The organism is Klebsiella sp. TF21-TM (genome assembly GCF_019753495.1).
GTDB lineage: Bacteria > Pseudomonadota > Gammaproteobacteria > Enterobacterales > Enterobacteriaceae > Klebsiella > Klebsiella quasipneumoniae.
On the sequence record NZ_JAIJYL010000013.1, the window covers coordinates 59,288 to 76,498 of the forward strand.

General features: G+C 58.4%; 20 protein-coding genes. 19 read left to right on the forward strand and 1 reads right to left on the reverse strand.

Annotation, left to right across the window (positions count from 1 at the left end):
* The first annotated feature begins 1 nt into the window (after window position 1).
* A complete protein-coding gene (locus K5R89_RS14210; protein ID WP_023291237.1) occupies window positions 2–559 on the forward strand; it encodes a DcrB family lipoprotein in 558 nt (185 codons plus the stop codon).
* Here the strand turns inward: K5R89_RS14210 and K5R89_RS14215 are convergent, their stop codons facing one another.
* Window positions 560–1,780 (reverse strand): MFS transporter, encoded by a 1,221-nt coding sequence (locus K5R89_RS14215; RefSeq protein ID WP_065883181.1) that lies wholly within the window; start codon window positions 1,778–1,780, stop codon window positions 560–562.
* 405 nt (window positions 1,781–2,185) lie between these two features.
* Here K5R89_RS14215 and K5R89_RS14220 point away from each other — a divergent pair, with 405 nt between their 5' ends.
* The 18 genes from K5R89_RS14220 (at window position 2,186) to K5R89_RS14305 (ending at window position 17,211) form a co-directional block, all read left to right on the forward strand.
* Window positions 2,186–2,581, forward strand: a complete 396-nt coding sequence (locus K5R89_RS14220) for a lipoprotein (RefSeq protein ID WP_023291239.1) — start codon at window positions 2,186–2,188, stop codon at window positions 2,579–2,581.
* Between the two features lie 62 nt (window positions 2,582–2,643).
* Window positions 2,644–3,705: a methyltransferase gene (locus K5R89_RS14225; protein WP_032454260.1), complete on the forward strand. Its 1,062-nt coding sequence runs from the start codon at window positions 2,644–2,646 to the stop codon at window positions 3,703–3,705.
* A 20-nt stretch (window positions 3,706–3,725) separates the two neighbouring features.
* The gene (locus K5R89_RS14230) at window positions 3,726–4,448 is read left to right on the forward strand and encodes a beta-ketoacyl synthase chain length factor (RefSeq protein WP_064158305.1); all 723 of its coding nucleotides are present in this window, start codon (window positions 3,726–3,728) and stop codon (window positions 4,446–4,448) included.
* Window positions 4,427–5,260: a 1-acyl-sn-glycerol-3-phosphate acyltransferase gene (locus tag K5R89_RS14235; RefSeq protein WP_176694383.1), complete on the forward strand. Its 834-nt coding sequence runs from the start codon at window positions 4,427–4,429 to the stop codon at window positions 5,258–5,260. Before K5R89_RS14230 ends, K5R89_RS14235 begins: the two co-directional genes overlap by 22 nt.
* Window positions 5,241–5,498, forward strand: coding sequence for a phosphopantetheine-binding protein (locus K5R89_RS14240; RefSeq protein WP_023291243.1), 258 nt, complete (start codon window positions 5,241–5,243; stop codon window positions 5,496–5,498). Before K5R89_RS14235 ends, K5R89_RS14240 begins: the two co-directional genes overlap by 20 nt.
* Before the next feature lie 11 nt (window positions 5,499–5,509).
* On the forward strand, window positions 5,510–5,761 hold the full coding sequence (locus K5R89_RS14245) for an acyl carrier protein (protein ID WP_023291244.1): 252 nt from the start codon (window positions 5,510–5,512) through the stop codon (window positions 5,759–5,761).
* 6 nt (window positions 5,762–5,767) lie between these two features.
* Complete coding sequence (locus tag K5R89_RS14250) at window positions 5,768–6,349, forward strand: hypothetical protein (RefSeq protein ID WP_023291245.1); 582 nt, start codon at window positions 5,768–5,770, stop codon at window positions 6,347–6,349.
* Window positions 6,346–7,695, forward strand: a complete 1,350-nt coding sequence (locus K5R89_RS14255; RefSeq protein ID WP_217259329.1) for an AMP-binding protein — start codon at window positions 6,346–6,348, stop codon at window positions 7,693–7,695. Before K5R89_RS14250 ends, K5R89_RS14255 begins: the two co-directional genes overlap by 4 nt.
* A complete protein-coding gene (locus tag K5R89_RS14260) occupies window positions 7,682–8,035 on the forward strand; it encodes a beta-hydroxyacyl-ACP dehydratase (RefSeq protein WP_023291247.1) in 354 nt (117 codons plus the stop codon). The genes K5R89_RS14255 and K5R89_RS14260 overlap by 14 nt, the downstream gene beginning before the upstream one ends.
* The gene (locus tag K5R89_RS14265; RefSeq protein WP_217259328.1) at window positions 8,026–9,717 is read left to right on the forward strand and encodes a glycosyltransferase; all 1,692 of its coding nucleotides are present in this window, start codon (window positions 8,026–8,028) and stop codon (window positions 9,715–9,717) included. Before K5R89_RS14260 ends, K5R89_RS14265 begins: the two co-directional genes overlap by 10 nt.
* A gap of 3 nt (window positions 9,718–9,720) precedes the next feature.
* Window positions 9,721–10,143, forward strand: a complete 423-nt coding sequence (locus tag K5R89_RS14270; protein ID WP_032454265.1) for a thioesterase family protein — start codon at window positions 9,721–9,723, stop codon at window positions 10,141–10,143.
* Complete coding sequence (locus K5R89_RS14275) at window positions 10,140–10,745, forward strand: outer membrane lipoprotein carrier protein LolA (protein ID WP_217259327.1); 606 nt, start codon at window positions 10,140–10,142, stop codon at window positions 10,743–10,745. Before K5R89_RS14270 ends, K5R89_RS14275 begins: the two co-directional genes overlap by 4 nt.
* Window positions 10,714–13,032: an MMPL family transporter gene (locus tag K5R89_RS14280; protein ID WP_049014524.1), complete on the forward strand. Its 2,319-nt coding sequence runs from the start codon at window positions 10,714–10,716 to the stop codon at window positions 13,030–13,032. The genes K5R89_RS14275 and K5R89_RS14280 overlap by 32 nt, the downstream gene beginning before the upstream one ends.
* Entirely contained in the window at window positions 13,029–13,613 is a 585-nt protein-coding gene (locus K5R89_RS14285; RefSeq protein ID WP_023291252.1) for a DUF3261 domain-containing protein, read from the forward strand. Before K5R89_RS14280 ends, K5R89_RS14285 begins: the two co-directional genes overlap by 4 nt.
* A 1-nt stretch (window position 13,614) precedes the next feature.
* A complete protein-coding gene (locus tag K5R89_RS14290) occupies window positions 13,615–14,784 on the forward strand; it encodes a beta-ketoacyl-[acyl-carrier-protein] synthase family protein (RefSeq protein WP_195805673.1) in 1,170 nt (389 codons plus the stop codon).
* The gene (locus K5R89_RS14295; RefSeq protein WP_032454951.1) at window positions 14,781–15,257 is read left to right on the forward strand and encodes a 3-hydroxy-fatty acyl-ACP dehydratase; all 477 of its coding nucleotides are present in this window, start codon (window positions 14,781–14,783) and stop codon (window positions 15,255–15,257) included. The genes K5R89_RS14290 and K5R89_RS14295 overlap by 4 nt, the downstream gene beginning before the upstream one ends.
* On the forward strand, window positions 15,254–15,985 hold the full coding sequence (locus K5R89_RS14300) for a 3-ketoacyl-ACP reductase FabG2 (RefSeq protein WP_087824970.1): 732 nt from the start codon (window positions 15,254–15,256) through the stop codon (window positions 15,983–15,985). The genes K5R89_RS14295 and K5R89_RS14300 overlap by 4 nt, the downstream gene beginning before the upstream one ends.
* Window positions 15,982–17,211 (forward strand): beta-ketoacyl-ACP synthase, encoded by a 1,230-nt coding sequence (locus K5R89_RS14305; RefSeq protein WP_023291256.1) that lies wholly within the window; start codon window positions 15,982–15,984, stop codon window positions 17,209–17,211. The genes K5R89_RS14300 and K5R89_RS14305 overlap by 4 nt, the downstream gene beginning before the upstream one ends.

Sequence of the window (17,211 nt, forward strand, 5' to 3'; positions counted from 1 at the left end):
AATGCGCAATTTGGTTAAATATGTCGGTATTGGCCTGCTGGTGATGGGGCTTGCCGCCTGCGATAACAGCGATTCAAAAGCGCCAACCGTTGGGGCAGCAGCGGAGAGCAACACCAGCGGCCAGGCGATCAGCCTGCTGGATGGCAAACTGAGCTTCACCCTGCCTGCGGGCATGGCCGACCAGAGCGGCAAACTGGGTACTCAGGCGAACAACATGCACGTCTATTCTGACGCCACCGGCCAGAAAGCAGTCATCGTCATCGTCGGCGACAGCACTAATGAAGACCTGGCGGTGCTGGCGAAACGCCTGGAAGATCAGCAGCGTAGCCGCGACCCGCAGCTGCAGGTGGTGAGCAATAAATCGCTGGAGATCAAAGGTCACACCCTGCAGCAGCTGGACAGCATCATCTCCGCCAAGGGGCAGACCGCCTGGTCTTCCGTGCTCCTCGGCAAAGTGGATGACAAACTGCTGACCCTGCAGGTCACCCTGCCGGCGGACAACCAGCAGCAGGCGCAGACCGAAGCGGAAAGCATCATCAGCACCCTCACCATCCAGTAATTACTGGCCTGGTGCGACGGCCTCCGGTTCGCTGACCGGGGGCCGTTTTTTTAACCGCCAGCCCAGCAGCAGCGCCGCCATCACCAGACCTGCCGCCGCCAGATATATCACCGGGATCCCGGTCCACGCCATCAGCAAGCCGGCCAGCGGCCCGGTGACGCCTAACGACAAATCCATAAACACGGTATAGGTGGCCAGCGCCGACCCCTGGTTATGCTGCGGCACCGCTTTCACCGCCACCACGCCCAGCGCCGGAAAGACCAGTGAGAACCCGGCCCCGGTAAGAAAGGTGCCGATTTTCGCCAGCAGCGGCGTATCGGCAAAGCCGACCAGCAGCAGGCCGATGATCTCCACGATAAAGCAGAGCATCGCCACGTTCAGCCCGCCGAGGCGGTTAATGGCGTTGGGAAACAGCAGCCGAGCGCCAACGAACGCGCAGCTGAACAGCGTCAGGGCGAAGGCCGCCCCGTCCCAGCCTTTGGCGTCATAAAACAGCGTGATAAAGGTGGCGATAACCCCGAAACCGGCGGAGGCCAGGGCCAGCGCCATGCCGTAGGGCCACACCCGCCCGAGCACCGCGCGAAACGACATTGCTTTGCCTTTCGCCGCCTTCACCGCTGCGCGGGGCAGCGCGCAGAGGATAGCCACCAGCGCAACCGCCATAATGACCCCGGCCAGGCCGCTGAGGCCAATTTGCGAATAGCACAGCACGCCGAGCGGGGCGCCCATCGCCATCGCCCCGTAGGTCACAATGCCGTTCCATGAGATCACCCGCCCGATATGCAGCGACCCAACAACGCCGACGCCCCACAGCGTCGAGCCGGTGCCGGCAAAGCTCTGGCCGATGCCGAGAATGACTCGTCCGAGGCATAGCAGCAGCAGGCTAACCAGCGGCCAGCCGCTGCTCCAGGCGGCCAGCAGATAGCTCAGACCGCTTAAAAAGCAGCCGCAGAGGCCGAAGACGACAATCTTTTTGGGCCCCAGCAGGTCAGCGTAGCGCCCGGCGTGCGGGCGGCTGAGCAGCGTGGCGAAATATTGCAGACTAATCACCAGGCCGGCCCAGAAAGCGCTAAAGCCCATTACATCATGCACATAGCCAGGAAGTACCGCCAGCGGCAAGCCGATGGTGAGGTAGCTGGCAAAGTTAAAAATAACCACGGAGACAATCCGCAGATTGAGGCGCAGTCCATTGAGCGCCGGTTCGGCGACGGATTCGGGCATCAGGTTCCACCAGATTTGTACTATACAGAGCCACTATTACCACGACTTCTGTTGAAAAGCAGCCTTCCGATGGCAATAACCTCAGCGGCGCCATCGCCGCGCTCATCAGCATAAATTGCCGCGACGATTATTCGACTTTCCTTAATGGAAGGATAAATACATATTAATAATTATCGCTATTGCCTGAGCAGGGTTAAATTACTTATACTTCCTCACGGCTCTGATAGCGCCTCATTGTTTATCATGATGTTAATATTTCTATAACATCATATTTCCCTCTCCGGCCTGTTTTAATACAGATGAACATATTGCCTGACAGAACAACCACAGCATATCAGCCTATATAAAAGTTTCTTACGTGGCATAAGTTAATGCCAGTAGCCAATATATTGACATGGAGTATTCATGAAAAAAATTATTCACTGGATGATTGCCGCTACGGTTGTCGGTGCGCTCGCCGGTTGCGCACGGACAGCCCCTATTGAACAGGTCAATGCGATAGTGAGCGCCGGCCATACGGAAGCGCAGGTCAAGGATGCCATTATCAAAGCAGGTGCTCAGCGCCAATGGATTATGTCTGACGCGGGCCCTGGCGTCATAAAAGGTAAATTGCAAAATCGCGACCATGTCGCGGATATTAAAATTAACTACTCCGCAACAAGTTATTCTATTGTCTATGTGAGTAGCATTAATCTCATGGCCGCCAACGGAAAAATTCACAGAAACTATAACCGCTGGGTACACAACCTCGATAAAGATATTCAGGTTACGCTGGCAGCAAACACCGCTCTGCAACAATAAATATACATACGGGTCACTACTGACCCGTTTCGCCGATTATTTGTAATAAGGTTGTACCGAACGTGTACCAAAAGGATTCTCTCAGCGCACTTGATGCCATTACTGAAGCGCAGCGTATTGCTTTTGCCCCCATGCTCTTTCAAACCGCATTATGTCTACGCAACTCAGGTATTCTGGGTTATCTGGACCAACAAGGTAAACGCGGTGCAACGTTTGCAGCCATCAGTGAAATTTTCGACGGAAAAGAATATGCCGTTAGCGTTTTGCTCGATATGGGATTAAGCGGTCGTATCCTGACCTATAAAGAGGAACGCTACCACCTCTCTAAAATAGGACATTTCTTACTTCATGATCCGATGACGCGAGTAAATATGGATTTTACTCAAGACGTTTGTTATCAAGGATTATTCTTTCTGGAAAATGCGCTCCAGGAGGGAAAGCCTTCAGGGTTAAAAGTTTTTGGTGAGTGGCCAACGATTTACCCTGCCTTGTCACAGCTACCACCCGCGGCGCGCAAAAGCTGGTTTGCCTTCGACCATTACTATTCCGATGGCGCCTTCACTGCAGCGCTGCCCTATGTATTCGCCAGCCAGCCCGCAAGGCTGTACGATGTAGGCGGTAATACCGGGAAATGGGCGCTACGCTGTTGCCAGTACGATGAAAATATCGCGGTCACGTTATTAGATTTACCGCAACAAATTGCACTGGCACGGGAAAATATAGAAAATGCTGGCCTTGCCCATCGCATCGATTTTCATGCTGTGGATATGCTGAGTGACGCCCCCCTACCCGGCGAAGCGGATATCTGGTGGATGAGTCAGTTCCTGGACTGTTTCTCGCCAGAACAAATCATCACCATACTCAGTAATGTGGCACAGGTCATGAAACCTGGCGCCCGCCTGTACATTCTGGAATTGTTCTGGGATGCGCAGAAATTTGAAGCAGCATCATTTAGTCTGAATGCGTCTTCACTCTATTTTACCTGTATGGCCAACGGCAACAGCCGTTTCTACAGCGTAGAGAAGTTTTACCGCTATCTTGAAATGGCGGGGTTCGAAGTAGAACAGCGTCACGATAATTTAGGCGTTGGGCATACCTTGTTGATATGCCACAAGAATAATTGATTGATCGCGGATGCGAGTGGATGACATTTTCATTTAACATTGTTGATTGGCAGGCCTTCGCGCCTGGCGTCAGTGGCCCCGAGCAATGGCAACGGTGGTCACAGCATTTGCACGCCATCGATCCCGCCGCGGCGCCACCCAAACTCAACGAATTGCCGATGATGACCGCACGCCGACTCAGCTCGGGAAGTAAGCTGGCTGTGGAATGCGGTCTGGCTATGCTCCGTCGCCATGAAATCGATGCCGTTCTTTATACCAGCCGTCACGGCGAACTGGAGCGCAACTATCGGATCCTCCATGCGCTGGCTATGGAGCAAGCGATCTCGCCGACCGATTTCGCCTTATCGGTGCATAATTCCGCCGTGGGTAATCTGACGATTGCTGCAAAAAAAGCGATTATGTCGTCATCCCTTTCTGCCGGACGCGATACGTTTCAGCAGGGATTATACGAAGTGATGGGCCTGCTACAGGCGGGTTATCAGCGCGTGTTGATGGTTGATTTCGACGGTTTTCTCCCTGAGTTTTACCACGCTCAGTTGCCGCCAGGTATCACCACCTGGCCCTATGCGGCAGCCTGGGTGATTGAGCCCGGTCGCCAGTGGCAATGCCACGCCCAGCCTCATGCAGCCGTTGCTGAAAGTCCATTACCGCAAAGTTTACTGTTCTTGCAGTACTATTTGCAGAATGCCCGCACGTTCACGCTTCCCGGCGATCGCGTGCAATGGCAATGGAGCCGCGCATGAAGCCGTTTTTCCACCGGCTTAATCGGCTCTGGCGCGCAGCGATGACCGGTTTCTGCTTCGCACTGTTTGGCATTGGCGGCCTGCTGCTCTCGCTCATCTGGTTTAATCTGCTGCTGGTTTTGGTACGTAATAAAACCCGCCGACGCCGCATCGCGCGGCGCAGCATTTCCGTTAGCTTTCGCGTATTCCTCAGCGTGGTGAAAAGCGTCGGGGTTCTCGATTACCGTATCGATGGCCGCGATATTTTGCGCGCGGAGCGCGGTTGCCTGGTGGTCGCCAATCACCCCAGCCTTATTGACTACGTGATGCTGGCCTCGGTGATGCCGGAGACCGACTGCATGGTAAAAAGCGCGCTGCTGAAAAATCCATTCGTCAGCGGCGTGATCCGCGCCGCCGATTATCTGATTAACGATCAGGCCGATGCCCTGCTGCCGGCAAGCCGGCAGCGTTTACAGCAAGGCGATACGATTTTGATTTTCCCTGAAGGCACGCGCACCGTGCCGGGGAAAAAAATGCAGCTACAGCGGGGGGCGGCTAATATCGCGGTACGCTGTGGCAGCGATTTACGCATTGTCGTCATCCGCTGTACCGAGCATATGCTGGGTAAACAAAGCAAATGGTACGACGCGCCGCCAACTAAGCCGCAGTTTACCGTCGAGGTTGGAGAGCGGCTGCCAATACATCAGTTTTATGATGCCAATAAACAAGAACCGGCGCTGGCCGCAAGACAGTTGAACCGTCATATTTTGCTTAAATTAGAAACAGGCACTCTCCCTGAAACAGGAATGAATGATGCAAGCGCTCTATCTTGAAATTAAAAATCTGATCATCAGTACATTGAACCTGGACGAGCTGTCCGCTGATGATATCGACACCGACGCCGCGCTTTTTGGCGATGGTCTGGGCCTGGACTCAATTGATGCGCTGGAGCTGGGTCTGGCGGTGAAAAATCAGTACGGCGTGGTGCTGTCGGCTGAAAGTGAAGAGATGCGTCAGCATTTCTACTCTGTCGCCACGCTGGCGGCATTTATTCAAGCACAGCGCGCCTGAGGAGAGTGGTTATGAATGAACAACAAGCCATTTACGAAGAAATCTCCGCGCTGCTGGTGAACGTGTTTGAAATCGATCCGCAGGATATTACGCCTGAGGCCCGTCTGTACGAAGATCTCGAACTGGACAGTATTGACGCCATCGACATGATCGTCCATCTGCAAAAGAAAATTGGCAAGAAAATCAAGCCAGAAGAGTTCAAAACTGTCCGCACCGTGCAGGATGTGGTCGATGCGGTAGAACGCCTGTTCAAAGAAGAATAATTCACCGTGTCGGGCATTCGCTCACTGCCAGTTGTGCCATTGCTGACGGGCATATTGCTGCTGGCCTGGCCGTTTATAATCTGGTTCGGCCTCGCGCATAACAGCCTGCAAGGGTTGTTACCGCTCATGGCGCTGATGTTGTTTTTACGCTTTCGTCAGACCCGGCGACGAGCGGGAGCGCTGAGCGTGGTCACTCAGATTGTGGCGGTGGCCGGCATGACGCTGTGTATTGCCAGCTACCTGCTGAAAACCCATCAGTTACTGCTATTTTACCCGGTGGTGGTGAACAGCGTGATGCTGGCGGTGTTTGGCGGTTCGCTATGGTCCACGATGCCGATAATCGAGCGTCTGGCGCGACTGCGTGAACCGGATCTTCCGGAGCGGGCTGTACGCTATACCCGGCGCGTCACCCAAATCTGGTGCGCCTTTTTCATCATTAACGGTGGCATTGCGCTTTTTACCGCGCTGTATGGCGATCTGTCCCTGTGGACGGCGTGGAACGGCATGATTTCCTATCTGCTGATGGGCACGCTCATGGCCGGCGAGTGGCTGGTGCGCCAGCGGGTGATAAAACGAGATAAACCATGAAGCAGCCTCTCCCGTTGGACCAGTGGCTCAGCGCCGCGCGTTCGCCGGAAACGCCGATCGCCTGGCAGGACACGCACCTCTGGACGCTTGCACATCTGCGCCATGATGTCGCCCACCTGCTCACGCACTTGCGTCAGCAGCCAGCCATGCGCTGGGCGTTGTGCATTGAAAATAGCTACTTGTTTATCGTCGCTCTGCTGGCAACCCTGCATGCCGGCAAAACGCCGGTCCTTCCCGGCCACGGCCGTATTTCGCTGTTAAATGAGCAGAAGGCGCTGTTTGACGGCATTCTCAGCGATAAAGCGCTGGCATGGGATGGCGCGCTGGTGATTGTCGAGTCCACGATGGTGGTAACGAGCGGCCAGATGCATTTTCCCGCGCCAGGCAAAGAGGCTTGCATTGAATTATTCACCTCCGGTTCCACCGGTCAACCGAAGCGAATTTGCAAACCGATCGGCTCGCTCGACCGCGAGGCGGCGCTGTTATCCGCCTGCTATGCCGGGCGTCTGGCAGGCTGTCGGGTGGTGGCATCCGTAGCGCCGCAGCATATGTATGGCCTGACGTTTCGACTGTTCTTGCCAATGGCGTTGGGTTTACCGCTTCACGCGGACATGCTGGAGTACACCGAACAGTTAACGGCGTTAAGCCGGAAGCATCGCTATCTGTTTATTAGTAGTCCGGCCTTCCTTAAACGTCTCGACCACCGGCTTACCCCTCCGCCGATCGAAATGATCGTGTCCGCAGGCGGCAAGCTGCTTTGGCAGGATGCCGTGCAAACCGCCCGCTGGTGCAATACCTGGCCGGATGAAATATACGGCAGTACGGAAAGCGGCGTCATCGCCTGCCGCCAGCGCGTGCAGGATGAGGCGCCATGGCAACCGTTTCCTGGCATCCGCTTTCAGCCAGAAGGCGATGCGTTCCGCCTCTTTTCTCCGCTTATTACCGATAACCGCGGCCAGCTGCTCGAGGATATTTTGCATTTTAGCGAGAGTGGCCACTTCCATTTGGCAGGCCGTCGGGATCGCGTGGTCAAAATTGAAGAGAAGCGCATATCGCTGAGCGAAGTGGAGCAGCGCCTGCTGGAACTTGAAGGCATCATTGATGCCGCCGTGTTACCCATCACCCGCGGCAGCCGTCAGAGTATTGGCGTATTGCTGGTGCTGGATAACCATGCCCGCCAGCGCTGGGGAAAAAGCCAGGAGACTCATTGGCGAAAAGCACTGCGCCCTCTGCTGGAACCGGTCGCCATTCCCCGCTACTGGCGGGTTATCGACGAGATCCCCGTCAATAGTATGAACAAGCGTGTCTACACGCAGTTACAGGAGTTATTTCATGCAGCCCCATGAAATTGAGCGCCGTCAGCCACAAGCCGATCGGGTTGAAATCATTTTATCGGTGGATCCGGCGTTATTCTGGTTTCGCGGCCACTTTGCCGTTCAGCCCTTGTTGCCAGGCGTCGCGCAGATTGACTGGGCGATGCATTACGCTACCACCTTGCTGGCGCCCGGCTGGCGCTTTCACGATATTCACAATGTGAAATTCCAGTCGCCGCTCCTGCCGGGGGCGATCGTGACGCTCACTCTTAGCTGGCAGGAAGCGCGTCAGCTCATCACCTTCAGCTATCAGCGCCACGATGGCGAAACACGACATACCGCCAGCAGCGGGAAGATTCGCTTATGTCGCTAACCTTTTCCCCCTGCGTGGTGATCCCGTGCTATAACCACGGCGCGATGATGTCGCGGGTGCTGGCGCGCCTGCAGCCGTTTGATCTTCCCTGTATCGTGGTGGACGACGGCAGCGACCGTCGCACACAGCTGGAGCTGGAGCGACTGGCGCTGGAAACCCCGGATCTGACGTTGCTCCGCTTACCGCAGAACGCCGGAAAAGGCGCCGCGGTCATCTGCGGATTACAGGCCGCAGCGCAAGCAGGGTTCAGCCACGCGGTGCAGGTCGATGCCGATGGGCAGCACGCCATCGAAGATATTCCGCAGCTGCTGGCGCTGGCGCAGAAGCATCCCGAGGCGCTGATCTCCGGCCAGCCGGTTTACGACGACTCAATCCCGCGCTCGCGCCTGTACGGACGCTGGATCACCCACGTCTGGGTATGGATTGAAACGCTATCGCTGCAGCTAAAAGACAGCATGTGCGGCTTTCGCGTCTATCCGCTGGCGCCGACGCTGCAGCTGGCTAAGCGCGTGCCCCTCGGCAAGCGGATGGATTTTGATACCGAAGTGATGGTGCGCCTCTACTGGCAGGGGAACACCAGCTACTTTGTCCCGACCCGCGTGACCTATCCGCCGGACGGTTTGTCGCATTTCGATGCCCTCAGAGATAACTGCCGCATCTCGCTGATGCATACCCGACTGTTCCTCGGCATGTTGCCGCGGATCCCCTCGCTGCTGTTTCGCCGCGCTTCGCCGCACTGGGCGCGTCAGAAGGAGGTCAAAGGCTTATGGGGCATGCGCCTGATGCTGTTGGTGTGGCGGCTGTTGGGACGACACGCGTTTTCGCTGCTGCTCTACCCGGTGGTCGGCGTCTACTGGCTAACGGCCAGCACCGCGCGCCGCGCTTCACAAAACTGGCTTACCCGCGTGCGCGACCAGTTAGCCGCTCGTCAGCTGCCGGAGCCGGGCGAACTCAGTAGCTATCGTCACTTCCTGCGCTTTGGCAACGCGATGCTGGATAAAATCGCCAGCTGGCGCGGCGAACTGCAGTTTGGTCGCGATGTGGTGTTTGCCGCAGGTGCCGAAGAGACGCTCAATATCGACGATCCGCGCGGCAAACTACTGCTGGCCTCACATCTCGGCGATGTTGAAGCCTGCCGTGCGCTGGCGCAGCTGCAGGGCAGCAAGACCATCAACGCGCTGGTGTTCAGCGACAATGCCCAACGCTTTAAGCAGATTATGGCGGAGATGGCCCCGCAGGCCGGACTCAACCTGCTGCCGGTCACCGATATCGGCCCGGAGACCGCCATGCTGCTGCAGGAAAAACTGGATCGCGGAGAATGGATCGCCATTGTCGGCGATCGTATTGCGGTCAATCCGCAGCGCGGCGGCGAGTGGCGCGTCTGCTGGAGCCGTTTTATGGGGCAACCGGCCCCCTTCCCGCAGGGGCCCTTTATCCTCGCGGCTATTTTGCGCTGCCCGGTCAATTTGATGTTCGCTCTGCGTCAGCAGGGCAAGCTGCGCATTTACTGTGAGCCGTTCGCTGACCCGCTGCCGCTGCCGCGCGCCAATCGCCAGCAGGCACTGCAACATATCATCGATCGCTACGCCGAACGGCTGGAATATTACGCGCTGCAGTCGCCGCTCGACTGGTTTAACTTTTTCGATTTCTGGCGTTTGCCGGAGCCCAAAGATAAGGAGTAAAGGGTGCTTAACGATCCCCGTTTTACTGCTGAAGTAGAGCTAACCATTCCCTTTCACGACGTCGATATGATGGGCGTCGTCTGGCATGGCAACTATTTCCGCTACTTCGAAATTGCCCGCGAGGCGCTGCTTAACCAGTTCAACTACGGCTACCGGCAGATGAAAGCCTCCGGCTATCTGTGGCCGGTGGTGGATACCCGCGTGAAGTACCGGGACGTTATCACCTTCGAGCAGCGTATTCGCGTCCGCGCGCGTCTGGAAGAGTTCGAAAACCGCCTGCGCATTGGCTATGAAATTTTTGCCGCCGAGAGCGGCAAACGCACCACCACCGGCTACACCATCCAGGTCGCGGTGGACGAAAAAAGCGGCGAGATGTGTTTTGTCAGCCCGCAAGTTCTGTTTGAACGCATGGGGGTCACGCCATGAGATTGCTGCTGTTGGTGGGACTGTTCATCAGTCCGTTGGTCAGCGCGCTGACGCTCGATGACCTGCAAAAACAATTTAGCGAACAGCCGGTGGTGCGCGCCCACTTCGATCAAACCCGCACCATAAAGGATCTTCCGCAGCCGCTGCGATCCCAGGGGCGGATGTTGATCGCCCGCGACCAGGGCTTGCTGTGGGATCAAACCTCACCGTTCCCGATGCAACTGCTGCTGGATGACAAACGGATGGTGCAGGCGATTAACGGCCAGCCGCCGCAGACCGTCACCGCCGAAAACAACCCGCAGATGTTCCAGTTCAACCATCTGCTGCGCGCGCTGTTCCAGGCCGATCGTAACGTGCTGGAGGAGAACTTCCGCGTGGAATTCGCCGATAAAGGCGACGGGCGATGGACGCTGCGCCTGACGCCTGTCACCACGCCGCTGGATAAGATTTTCGCCAGCATCGATCTCGCCGGAAAAACCTACCTGGAGCATATTCAACTCAACGATAAACAAGGCGATCGCACCGATATCGCCCTTTCCCAACATCAACTGACGCCAGTGCAACTGACCGATGACGAACGCCAACGCTTTGCCGCCCAGTAAACGTCCTGCGCTGATCTGGGGCGTCGTCTGCCTGATACTGGCGGGCGCGCTGCTGGCGCTGTTGCCGCAGGCCCGGCTCAACAGCAGCGTGCTGGCGATGCTGCCCAAACAGACGCTCGGCGCGATCCCCCCGGCGCTGAACGACGGCTTTATGCAGCGTCTGGATCGCCAGCTGGTCTGGCTGGTCAGTCCCGGTAAACAGGCCGACCCGCAGGTGGCTCGCGACTGGCTGCGGTTGCTGCAAACCTCAGACGCGCTGGCCGAGGTCAAAGGCCCAATGGATGCCGCCAGTCAGCAGGCCTGGGGAACGTTTTTCTGGCAACATCGCAATGCGTTAATCGACCCCGCCACCCGCGCACGTCTGCAGGAGGGCGGCGAAGCGCAGGCCCAGTGGATCCTTTCGCAGCTCTATTCGGCGTTTTCCGGGGTCAGCGGTAAAGAGTTACAAAACGACCCGCTGATGCTGATGCGCGGCTCACAGCTGGCGATGGCGAATAGCGGCCAGCGGATGCAGCTGCAGGACGGGTGGCTGACCAGCAAAGACGCGCAAGGTAACGTCTGGTATCTGCTGCACGGCGAGCTGGCGGGTTCGTCGTTCGATATGCGACAGACGCACCGCCTGGTGACCACCCTCGCGCAGCTTGAAAAGGAATTAAAAGCGCGCCACCCGCAGGCGCAGCTGCTGTCGCGCGGCACCGTATTTTACAGTGATTACGCCAGCCAGCAGGCGAAGCGCGATATCTCCACTCTCGGCGCGGCCACCCTGTTCGGCGTCATCCTGTTGATCGTGGCCGTGTTCCGCTCGCTGCGTCCGCTGCTGTTATGCGCGATCTCTATCGCTATCGGCGCACTGGCCGGCACCGTTGCCACGCTGCTGCTGTTTGGCGAGCTGCATCTGATGACCCTGGTGATGAGCATGAGCATTATTGGCATTTCCGCAGATTACACGCTCTATTACCTGACAGAACGGATGGTCCATGGCGCAGCGGCTTCACCGTGGCAAAGCCTTGTTAAAGTACGGAAAGCGCTGCTGCTGGCGCTGCTTACCACCGTGGCGGCTTATTTAATCATGATGCTGGCCCCCTTCCCGGCCATTCGCCAGATGGCGCTATTTGCGGCCGTGGGGCTAAGCGCCTCATGCCTGACGGTGATTTTCTGGCAGCCATGGCTGTGCCATGGGCTCCCGGTGCGTCCCGTTCCAGCGATGGTGCTGATGTCGCGCTGGCTCGCGGCATGGCGGCGTAACAAAAAACTCGCCATCGGTCTGCCGGTGGTTCTGGCCATTTTCTCCCTGACGGGGCTCGCTCTCCTGCGGGTGGATGACGATATCTCACAGCTGCAGGCGCTACCGCAGAATATCCTCTCCCAGGAGCATGCCATCACCGCGCTCACTGGCCAAAGCGTCGATCAAAAGTGGTTCGTGGTTTACGGCGACACGGCGCAACAAACGCTGCAGCGGCTTGAAGCCTTTATGCCCGCACTGGCTAAAGCGCAAACCGACGGTATGCTTGGCGGGTATCGCGCCATTCCGCTCAATTCACTGGCCCGCCAGCAGCAGGATCTGGCCCTGCTGAAGCAGGCGGCGCCGGCCATCGGCCAGGCGCTGAATAACGCCGGACTCACCGCTGTTCACCCCGACCTGCGGCCGATGCCGGTGACAGTCGGCGACTGGCTTGCCAGTCCGGCCAGCGAAGGCTGGCGGCTGCTATGGCTGACGCTGCCGGATGGCGAAAGCGGCGTACTGGTGCCAGTGAGCGGGGTGAAAGATAGCCCGGCGCTGAAGGCGCTCAGCACAACCCAGACTGGCGTGGCGTGGGTCGATCGTAAAAGCGATTTCGACCAGCTTTTCGCGCTCTACCGTCATATTTTAACCGGGCTGCTGGGCGTTGCGCTGGCGGTGATTGCCTGCGGCGCCGCTATCCGCCTTGGCTGGCGCAAGGGCTTAATAAGCCTGGTGCCGTCGGTATTGTCGCTGGGATGCGGCCTGGGGGCGTTGGCGCTCATCGGCCACGCCGTTAACCTGTTCTCCTTACTGGCGCTGGTGCTGGTACTTGGGATTGGCATCAACTACACCCTGTTTTTCAGCAACCCGCGCGGCACGCCGCTGACATCGCTGCTGGCGGTTACCCTGGCGATGATGACCACCTTATTAACGCTTGGCATGCTGGTGTTTAGCGCCACCCAGGCCATCAGCAGCTTTGGCACTGTCCTGGTCAGCGGTATTTTCACCGCTTTCCTGCTGTCGCCGCTGGCGATGCCGAGCAAAAAAGAGAAAAAAAGACGATGAGAAGACCATCATTCTGGCGCGCCTTCGCGCTCTTCGCCGCCTTATTGCTGGCCGGCTGCAGTCATTCGCCGCCGGAGCCGCAAGGCCGTCCGCAGGCGTGGCTGGAGCCGGGTACGCGCGTCACGTTGCCGCCGCCGGGCATCTCGCCGGCCATCAGTTCCCAGCAGTTATTGACCGGCCGCTTCAACGGCCAAACCCAGTCGCTGCTGGTGCTGCTCAATGCCGATGATAAAAAGCTCACGCTGGCGGGCCTGTCGTCCGTCGGTATCCGCCTGTTCCTGGTGACCTATGATCAACAAGGGCTGCGCGCGGAACAGTCGATGGTGATCCCGCAACTGCCGCCCGCCAGCCAGGTGCTGGCCGATGTGATGCTCAGCCACTGGCCGCTTAGCGCATGGCTGCCGCAGCTGCCGAAAGGCTGGACGCTAACCGACCGCGGCGACAAACGCGAACTGCGTAACGCGCGCGGAAAACTGGTCACCGACATCACCTATATCAACCGCAAAGGCAAGCGCGTGCCGATTAGCATCGAGCAGCACGTCTTTAAATACCACATCACCATTCAATACCTGGGTGACTGAGATGATCTTCATTTCTGCTGTCGGCATGATTAACGCCCTGGGACGCGATAATGATGAAATCGCCGCCAATCTGGCCCGCGGTATAGCGCCCGGCATGCGCCCGCGTGAAGGGTGGTTACAGGGGCATCCGCAGGCGATTTTCGCGGGGGTGGACGGCGAACTACCCGCCATTCCCGATACCTTTCGCGACCATCGTTCGCGCAATAATCAGCTGCTGCTGGCGGCGCTGGCGCAGATCCGGCCGCAGGTGGATCGCGCTATCGCCCGCTATGGCCGGGATCGGGTCGCCGTGGTGTTGGGCACCAGTACGTCAGGGCTGGATGAAGGCGACGTACACGTTAATTTGACGCTTAACGGCAAGGCGAGCGAGGCCTGGCGCTATCCACAGCAGGAGCTGGGCGACCCGTCGCGTTTTCTCAGCCGCTGGCTGGCGCTGGATGGTCCGGCATATACCCTGTCAACCGCCTGCTCCTCCAGCGCGCGGGCGATAATCAGCGGACGGCGGCTCATTGAGGCGGGACTGGCGGATGTGGCGATCGTCGGCGGCGCGGATACCCTTAGCCGGATGCCCATCAACGGCTTTCACAGCCTGGAGTCGCTCTCCACGACGCAGTGCCAGCCGTTTAGCCGCGACCGCAGCGGGATCACCATCGGCGAAGGGGCGGCGCTGATGCTGCTGACCCGCGAGCCGCAGCCCATCGCGCTGCTGGGTATCGGCGAATCCAGCGACGCCTGGCATATTTCCGCCCCGCATCCCCAAGGAGAAGGGGCGATGCGCGCCATTCAGCAGGCGCTGGACGACGCGGGCATCATGCCGGAGCAGGTGGGTTACATTAACCTGCACGGTACCGCTACGCGGCTTAACGACCAGATAGAAGCCCGGGTGATCAACGCGCTGTTTGGCGAAAGGGTGCCCTGTAGTTCCACCAAACATCTGACCGGACATACGCTGGGTGCGGCGGGGATCACCGAGGCCGCCATCGGCATGCTGATCCTGCAGCGCAATCTGTTGTTACCGGCACAGGATTTCAGTCAGTCTCCGCAGGATGACACGCTACCGCCGTGCGGGCTCATTGAACATCCGCAGCCGCTGTCGCGGCCAGTTATCCTGTCGAACTCTTTTGCCTTTGGCGGCAATAACACCAGCATCCTGCTCGGGAGAATGTCATGAGCCACTTTTTATCACCCGGCAGTTACCTGCCGCACGACGCGCCGATGCTGCTGCTGGAAGAGGTCGAGGCGGTGACTGCCGACACCGCCACCTGCCGCGTCGCGGTCTCACCCGGCAGCGTTCTGGCGCCATTTCTCGATACCAACGGCGATCTTCCCGGCTGGTTCGCCCTTGAATTAATGGCGCAGACCGTCGGCGTCTGGTCCGGCTGGCACCGCCAGCAGCAAGGACAAACGTCGCTCGCTTTAGGCATGGTGCTGGGCGCGCGCGAACTGGTTTGCGCGGCCGGGAGCCTGCCGGGCGGAAAGACGCTGTCCATCAGCGTGAAGCTCTTGATGCAGGATGAACGTTTCGGCAGCTTCGAAGGCACCATTATGGTGGACGATGACGTCCTGGCCAGCGGGCGGGTCAACACCTTCCAGCCCACAACAGAAGAACTTAGCACTTTATTTCAACAAGGAGCGTCAGAATGAGTCGTTCAGTTTTGGTTACCGGCGCCAGCAAAGGCATCGGTCGCGCTATCGCCTGCCAGCTGGCAGCGGACGGTTTTGTGGTGGGCGTCCACTTTCATCGCGACCGCGCGGGGGCGCAACAGACGCTGGAGGCGATAACCGCCGCCGGCGGCGACGGCCGGCTGCTGAGTTTTGACGTCGCCGATCGTCAGCAATGCCGCGAGGTACTGGAGCAGGATATGGCCGACCATGGCGCGTGGTATGGCATTGTCAGCAACGCCGGCATCGCCCGCGACGGCGCCTTCCCGGCGCTTGGCGATGACGACTGGGACGCCGTGATCCACACCAACCTCGACAGTTTTTATAACGTCATTCATCCCTGCATCATGCCGATGATTAGCGCGCGCCAGGGCGGACGTATCATCACCCTCTCCTCGGTTTCCGGCGTCATGGGCAACCGCGGCCAGGTCAACTATAGCGCCGCCAAGGCGGGCATTATCGGCGCCACCAAAGCGCTGGCGATAGAACTGGCAAAACGCAAAATCACCGTTAACTGTATTGCGCCGGGTCTTATCGACACCGGGATGATTGACATGGAAGAGCGCGCGCTGCAAGAGGCGATGACCATGATCCCGATGAAACGCATGGGTCAGGCCGACGAGGTGGCCGGGCTTGCCAGCTATTTAATGTCGGATATCGCGGGCTACGTCACCCGCCAGGTCATTTCCATCAACGGGGGGATGCTATGATACGCCGGGTGGTCATTACAGGGATGGGCGGGGTGACCGCGTTTGGCGAAAACTGGCAGGATGTCGCCACCAGGCTGCGGGAATATAAAAATGCGGTGCGTAAGATGCCTGAATGGCTGGCGTATGACGGACTGCATACGCTGCTGGGGGCGCCAATCGACGATTTCACCCTGCCGGAGCATTATACCCGCAAGCGTATCCGCGCGATGGGGCGGGTATCGCGGCTCTCCACCCGCGCCACTGAGCTCGCGCTGGAGCAGGCCGGGCTTATCGGCGACACCGTGCTGACCAACGGCCAAACCGGCATCGCTTACGGCTCGTCAACCGGTAGTACCGGTCCGGTGAGCGAGTTCGCCACCATGTTGACGGAGAAACATACCAACAATATCACCGGCACTACCTATGTGCAGATGATGCCGCATACCACCGCGGTGAATACCGGATTATTCTTCGGTCTGCGGGGGCGCGTGATCCCCACCTCCAGCGCCTGCACCTCCGGCAGCCAGGCGATTGGCTACGCCTGGGAAGCTATTCGCCACGGTTACCAAACGGTGATGGTGGCCGGCGGGGCCGAGGAGCTCTGCCCTTCGGAAGCCGCGGTATTCGATACCCTCTTCGCCACCAGCCAACGCAATGACGAACCGGCCCTCACCCCCTCTCCGTTCGATGAACAGCGAGATGGTCTGGTGATTGGCGAAGGCGCCGGCACGCTGATCCTTGAAGATCTCGAGCATGCCAAAGCGCGCGGCGCAACCATCTACGGTGAAATCGTCGGGTTCGCCACTAACTGCGATGCGGCCCATATTACCCAGCCGCAGCGCGAAACCATGCAGATCTGCATGGAACAATCGCTAAACATGGCGGGCTTAAGCCCCCGGGATATCGGCTATATTTCGGCCCACGGCACCGCCACCGATCGCGGCGATATCGCGGAAAGCCAGGCAACGGCGGCCGTTTACGGCGACAGCGTGCCGATCTCTTCGCTGAAAAGCTATTTCGGCCATACGCTTGGCGCTTGCGGGGCGTTAGAAGCGTGGATGAGCCTGCAGATGATGCGCGAAGGCTGGTTTGCGCCAACGCTGAATCTCCATAAACCGGACGCCAACTGTGGCGAACTGGATTACATCATGGGGGAAAAGCGCAAACTGGAGTGTGAATTCCTGCAGAGCAACAACTTCGCCTTCGGCGGCATTAACACCTCGATCATTATTCGACGCTGGCCTTGA

Bases quoted from the DNA above. Each gene is read 5' to 3' on its own strand.
- K5R89_RS14210 (WP_023291237.1), top strand. From the start codon at position 2: ATGCGCAATTTGGTTAAATATGTCGGTATTGGCCTGCTGGTGATGGGG.
- K5R89_RS14215 (WP_065883181.1), bottom strand. From the start codon at position 1,780: ATGCCCGAATCCGTCGCCGAACCGGCGCTCAATGGACTGCGCCTCAAT.
- K5R89_RS14220 (WP_023291239.1), top strand. From the start codon at position 2,186: ATGAAAAAAATTATTCACTGGATGATTGCCGCTACGGTTGTCGGTGCG.
- K5R89_RS14230 (WP_064158305.1), top strand. From the start codon at position 3,726: ATGACATTTTCATTTAACATTGTTGATTGGCAGGCCTTCGCGCCTGGC.
- K5R89_RS14235 (WP_176694383.1), top strand. From the start codon at position 4,427: ATGGCAATGGAGCCGCGCATGAAGCCGTTTTTCCACCGGCTTAATCGG.
- K5R89_RS14240 (WP_023291243.1), top strand. From the start codon at position 5,241: ATGCAAGCGCTCTATCTTGAAATTAAAAATCTGATCATCAGTACATTG.
- K5R89_RS14245 (WP_023291244.1), top strand. From the start codon at position 5,510: ATGAATGAACAACAAGCCATTTACGAAGAAATCTCCGCGCTGCTGGTG.
- K5R89_RS14255 (WP_217259329.1), top strand. From the start codon at position 6,346: ATGAAGCAGCCTCTCCCGTTGGACCAGTGGCTCAGCGCCGCGCGTTCG.
- K5R89_RS14260 (WP_023291247.1), top strand. From the start codon at position 7,682: ATGCAGCCCCATGAAATTGAGCGCCGTCAGCCACAAGCCGATCGGGTT.
- K5R89_RS14265 (WP_217259328.1), top strand. From the start codon at position 8,026: ATGTCGCTAACCTTTTCCCCCTGCGTGGTGATCCCGTGCTATAACCAC.
- K5R89_RS14275 (WP_217259327.1), top strand. From the start codon at position 10,140: ATGAGATTGCTGCTGTTGGTGGGACTGTTCATCAGTCCGTTGGTCAGC.
- K5R89_RS14280 (WP_049014524.1), top strand. From the start codon at position 10,714: ATGACGAACGCCAACGCTTTGCCGCCCAGTAAACGTCCTGCGCTGATC.
- K5R89_RS14285 (WP_023291252.1), top strand. From the start codon at position 13,029: ATGAGAAGACCATCATTCTGGCGCGCCTTCGCGCTCTTCGCCGCCTTA.
- K5R89_RS14290 (WP_195805673.1), top strand. From the start codon at position 13,615: ATGATCTTCATTTCTGCTGTCGGCATGATTAACGCCCTGGGACGCGAT.
- K5R89_RS14295 (WP_032454951.1), top strand. From the start codon at position 14,781: ATGAGCCACTTTTTATCACCCGGCAGTTACCTGCCGCACGACGCGCCG.
- K5R89_RS14300 (WP_087824970.1), top strand. From the start codon at position 15,254: ATGAGTCGTTCAGTTTTGGTTACCGGCGCCAGCAAAGGCATCGGTCGC.
- K5R89_RS14305 (WP_023291256.1), top strand. From the start codon at position 15,982: ATGATACGCCGGGTGGTCATTACAGGGATGGGCGGGGTGACCGCGTTT.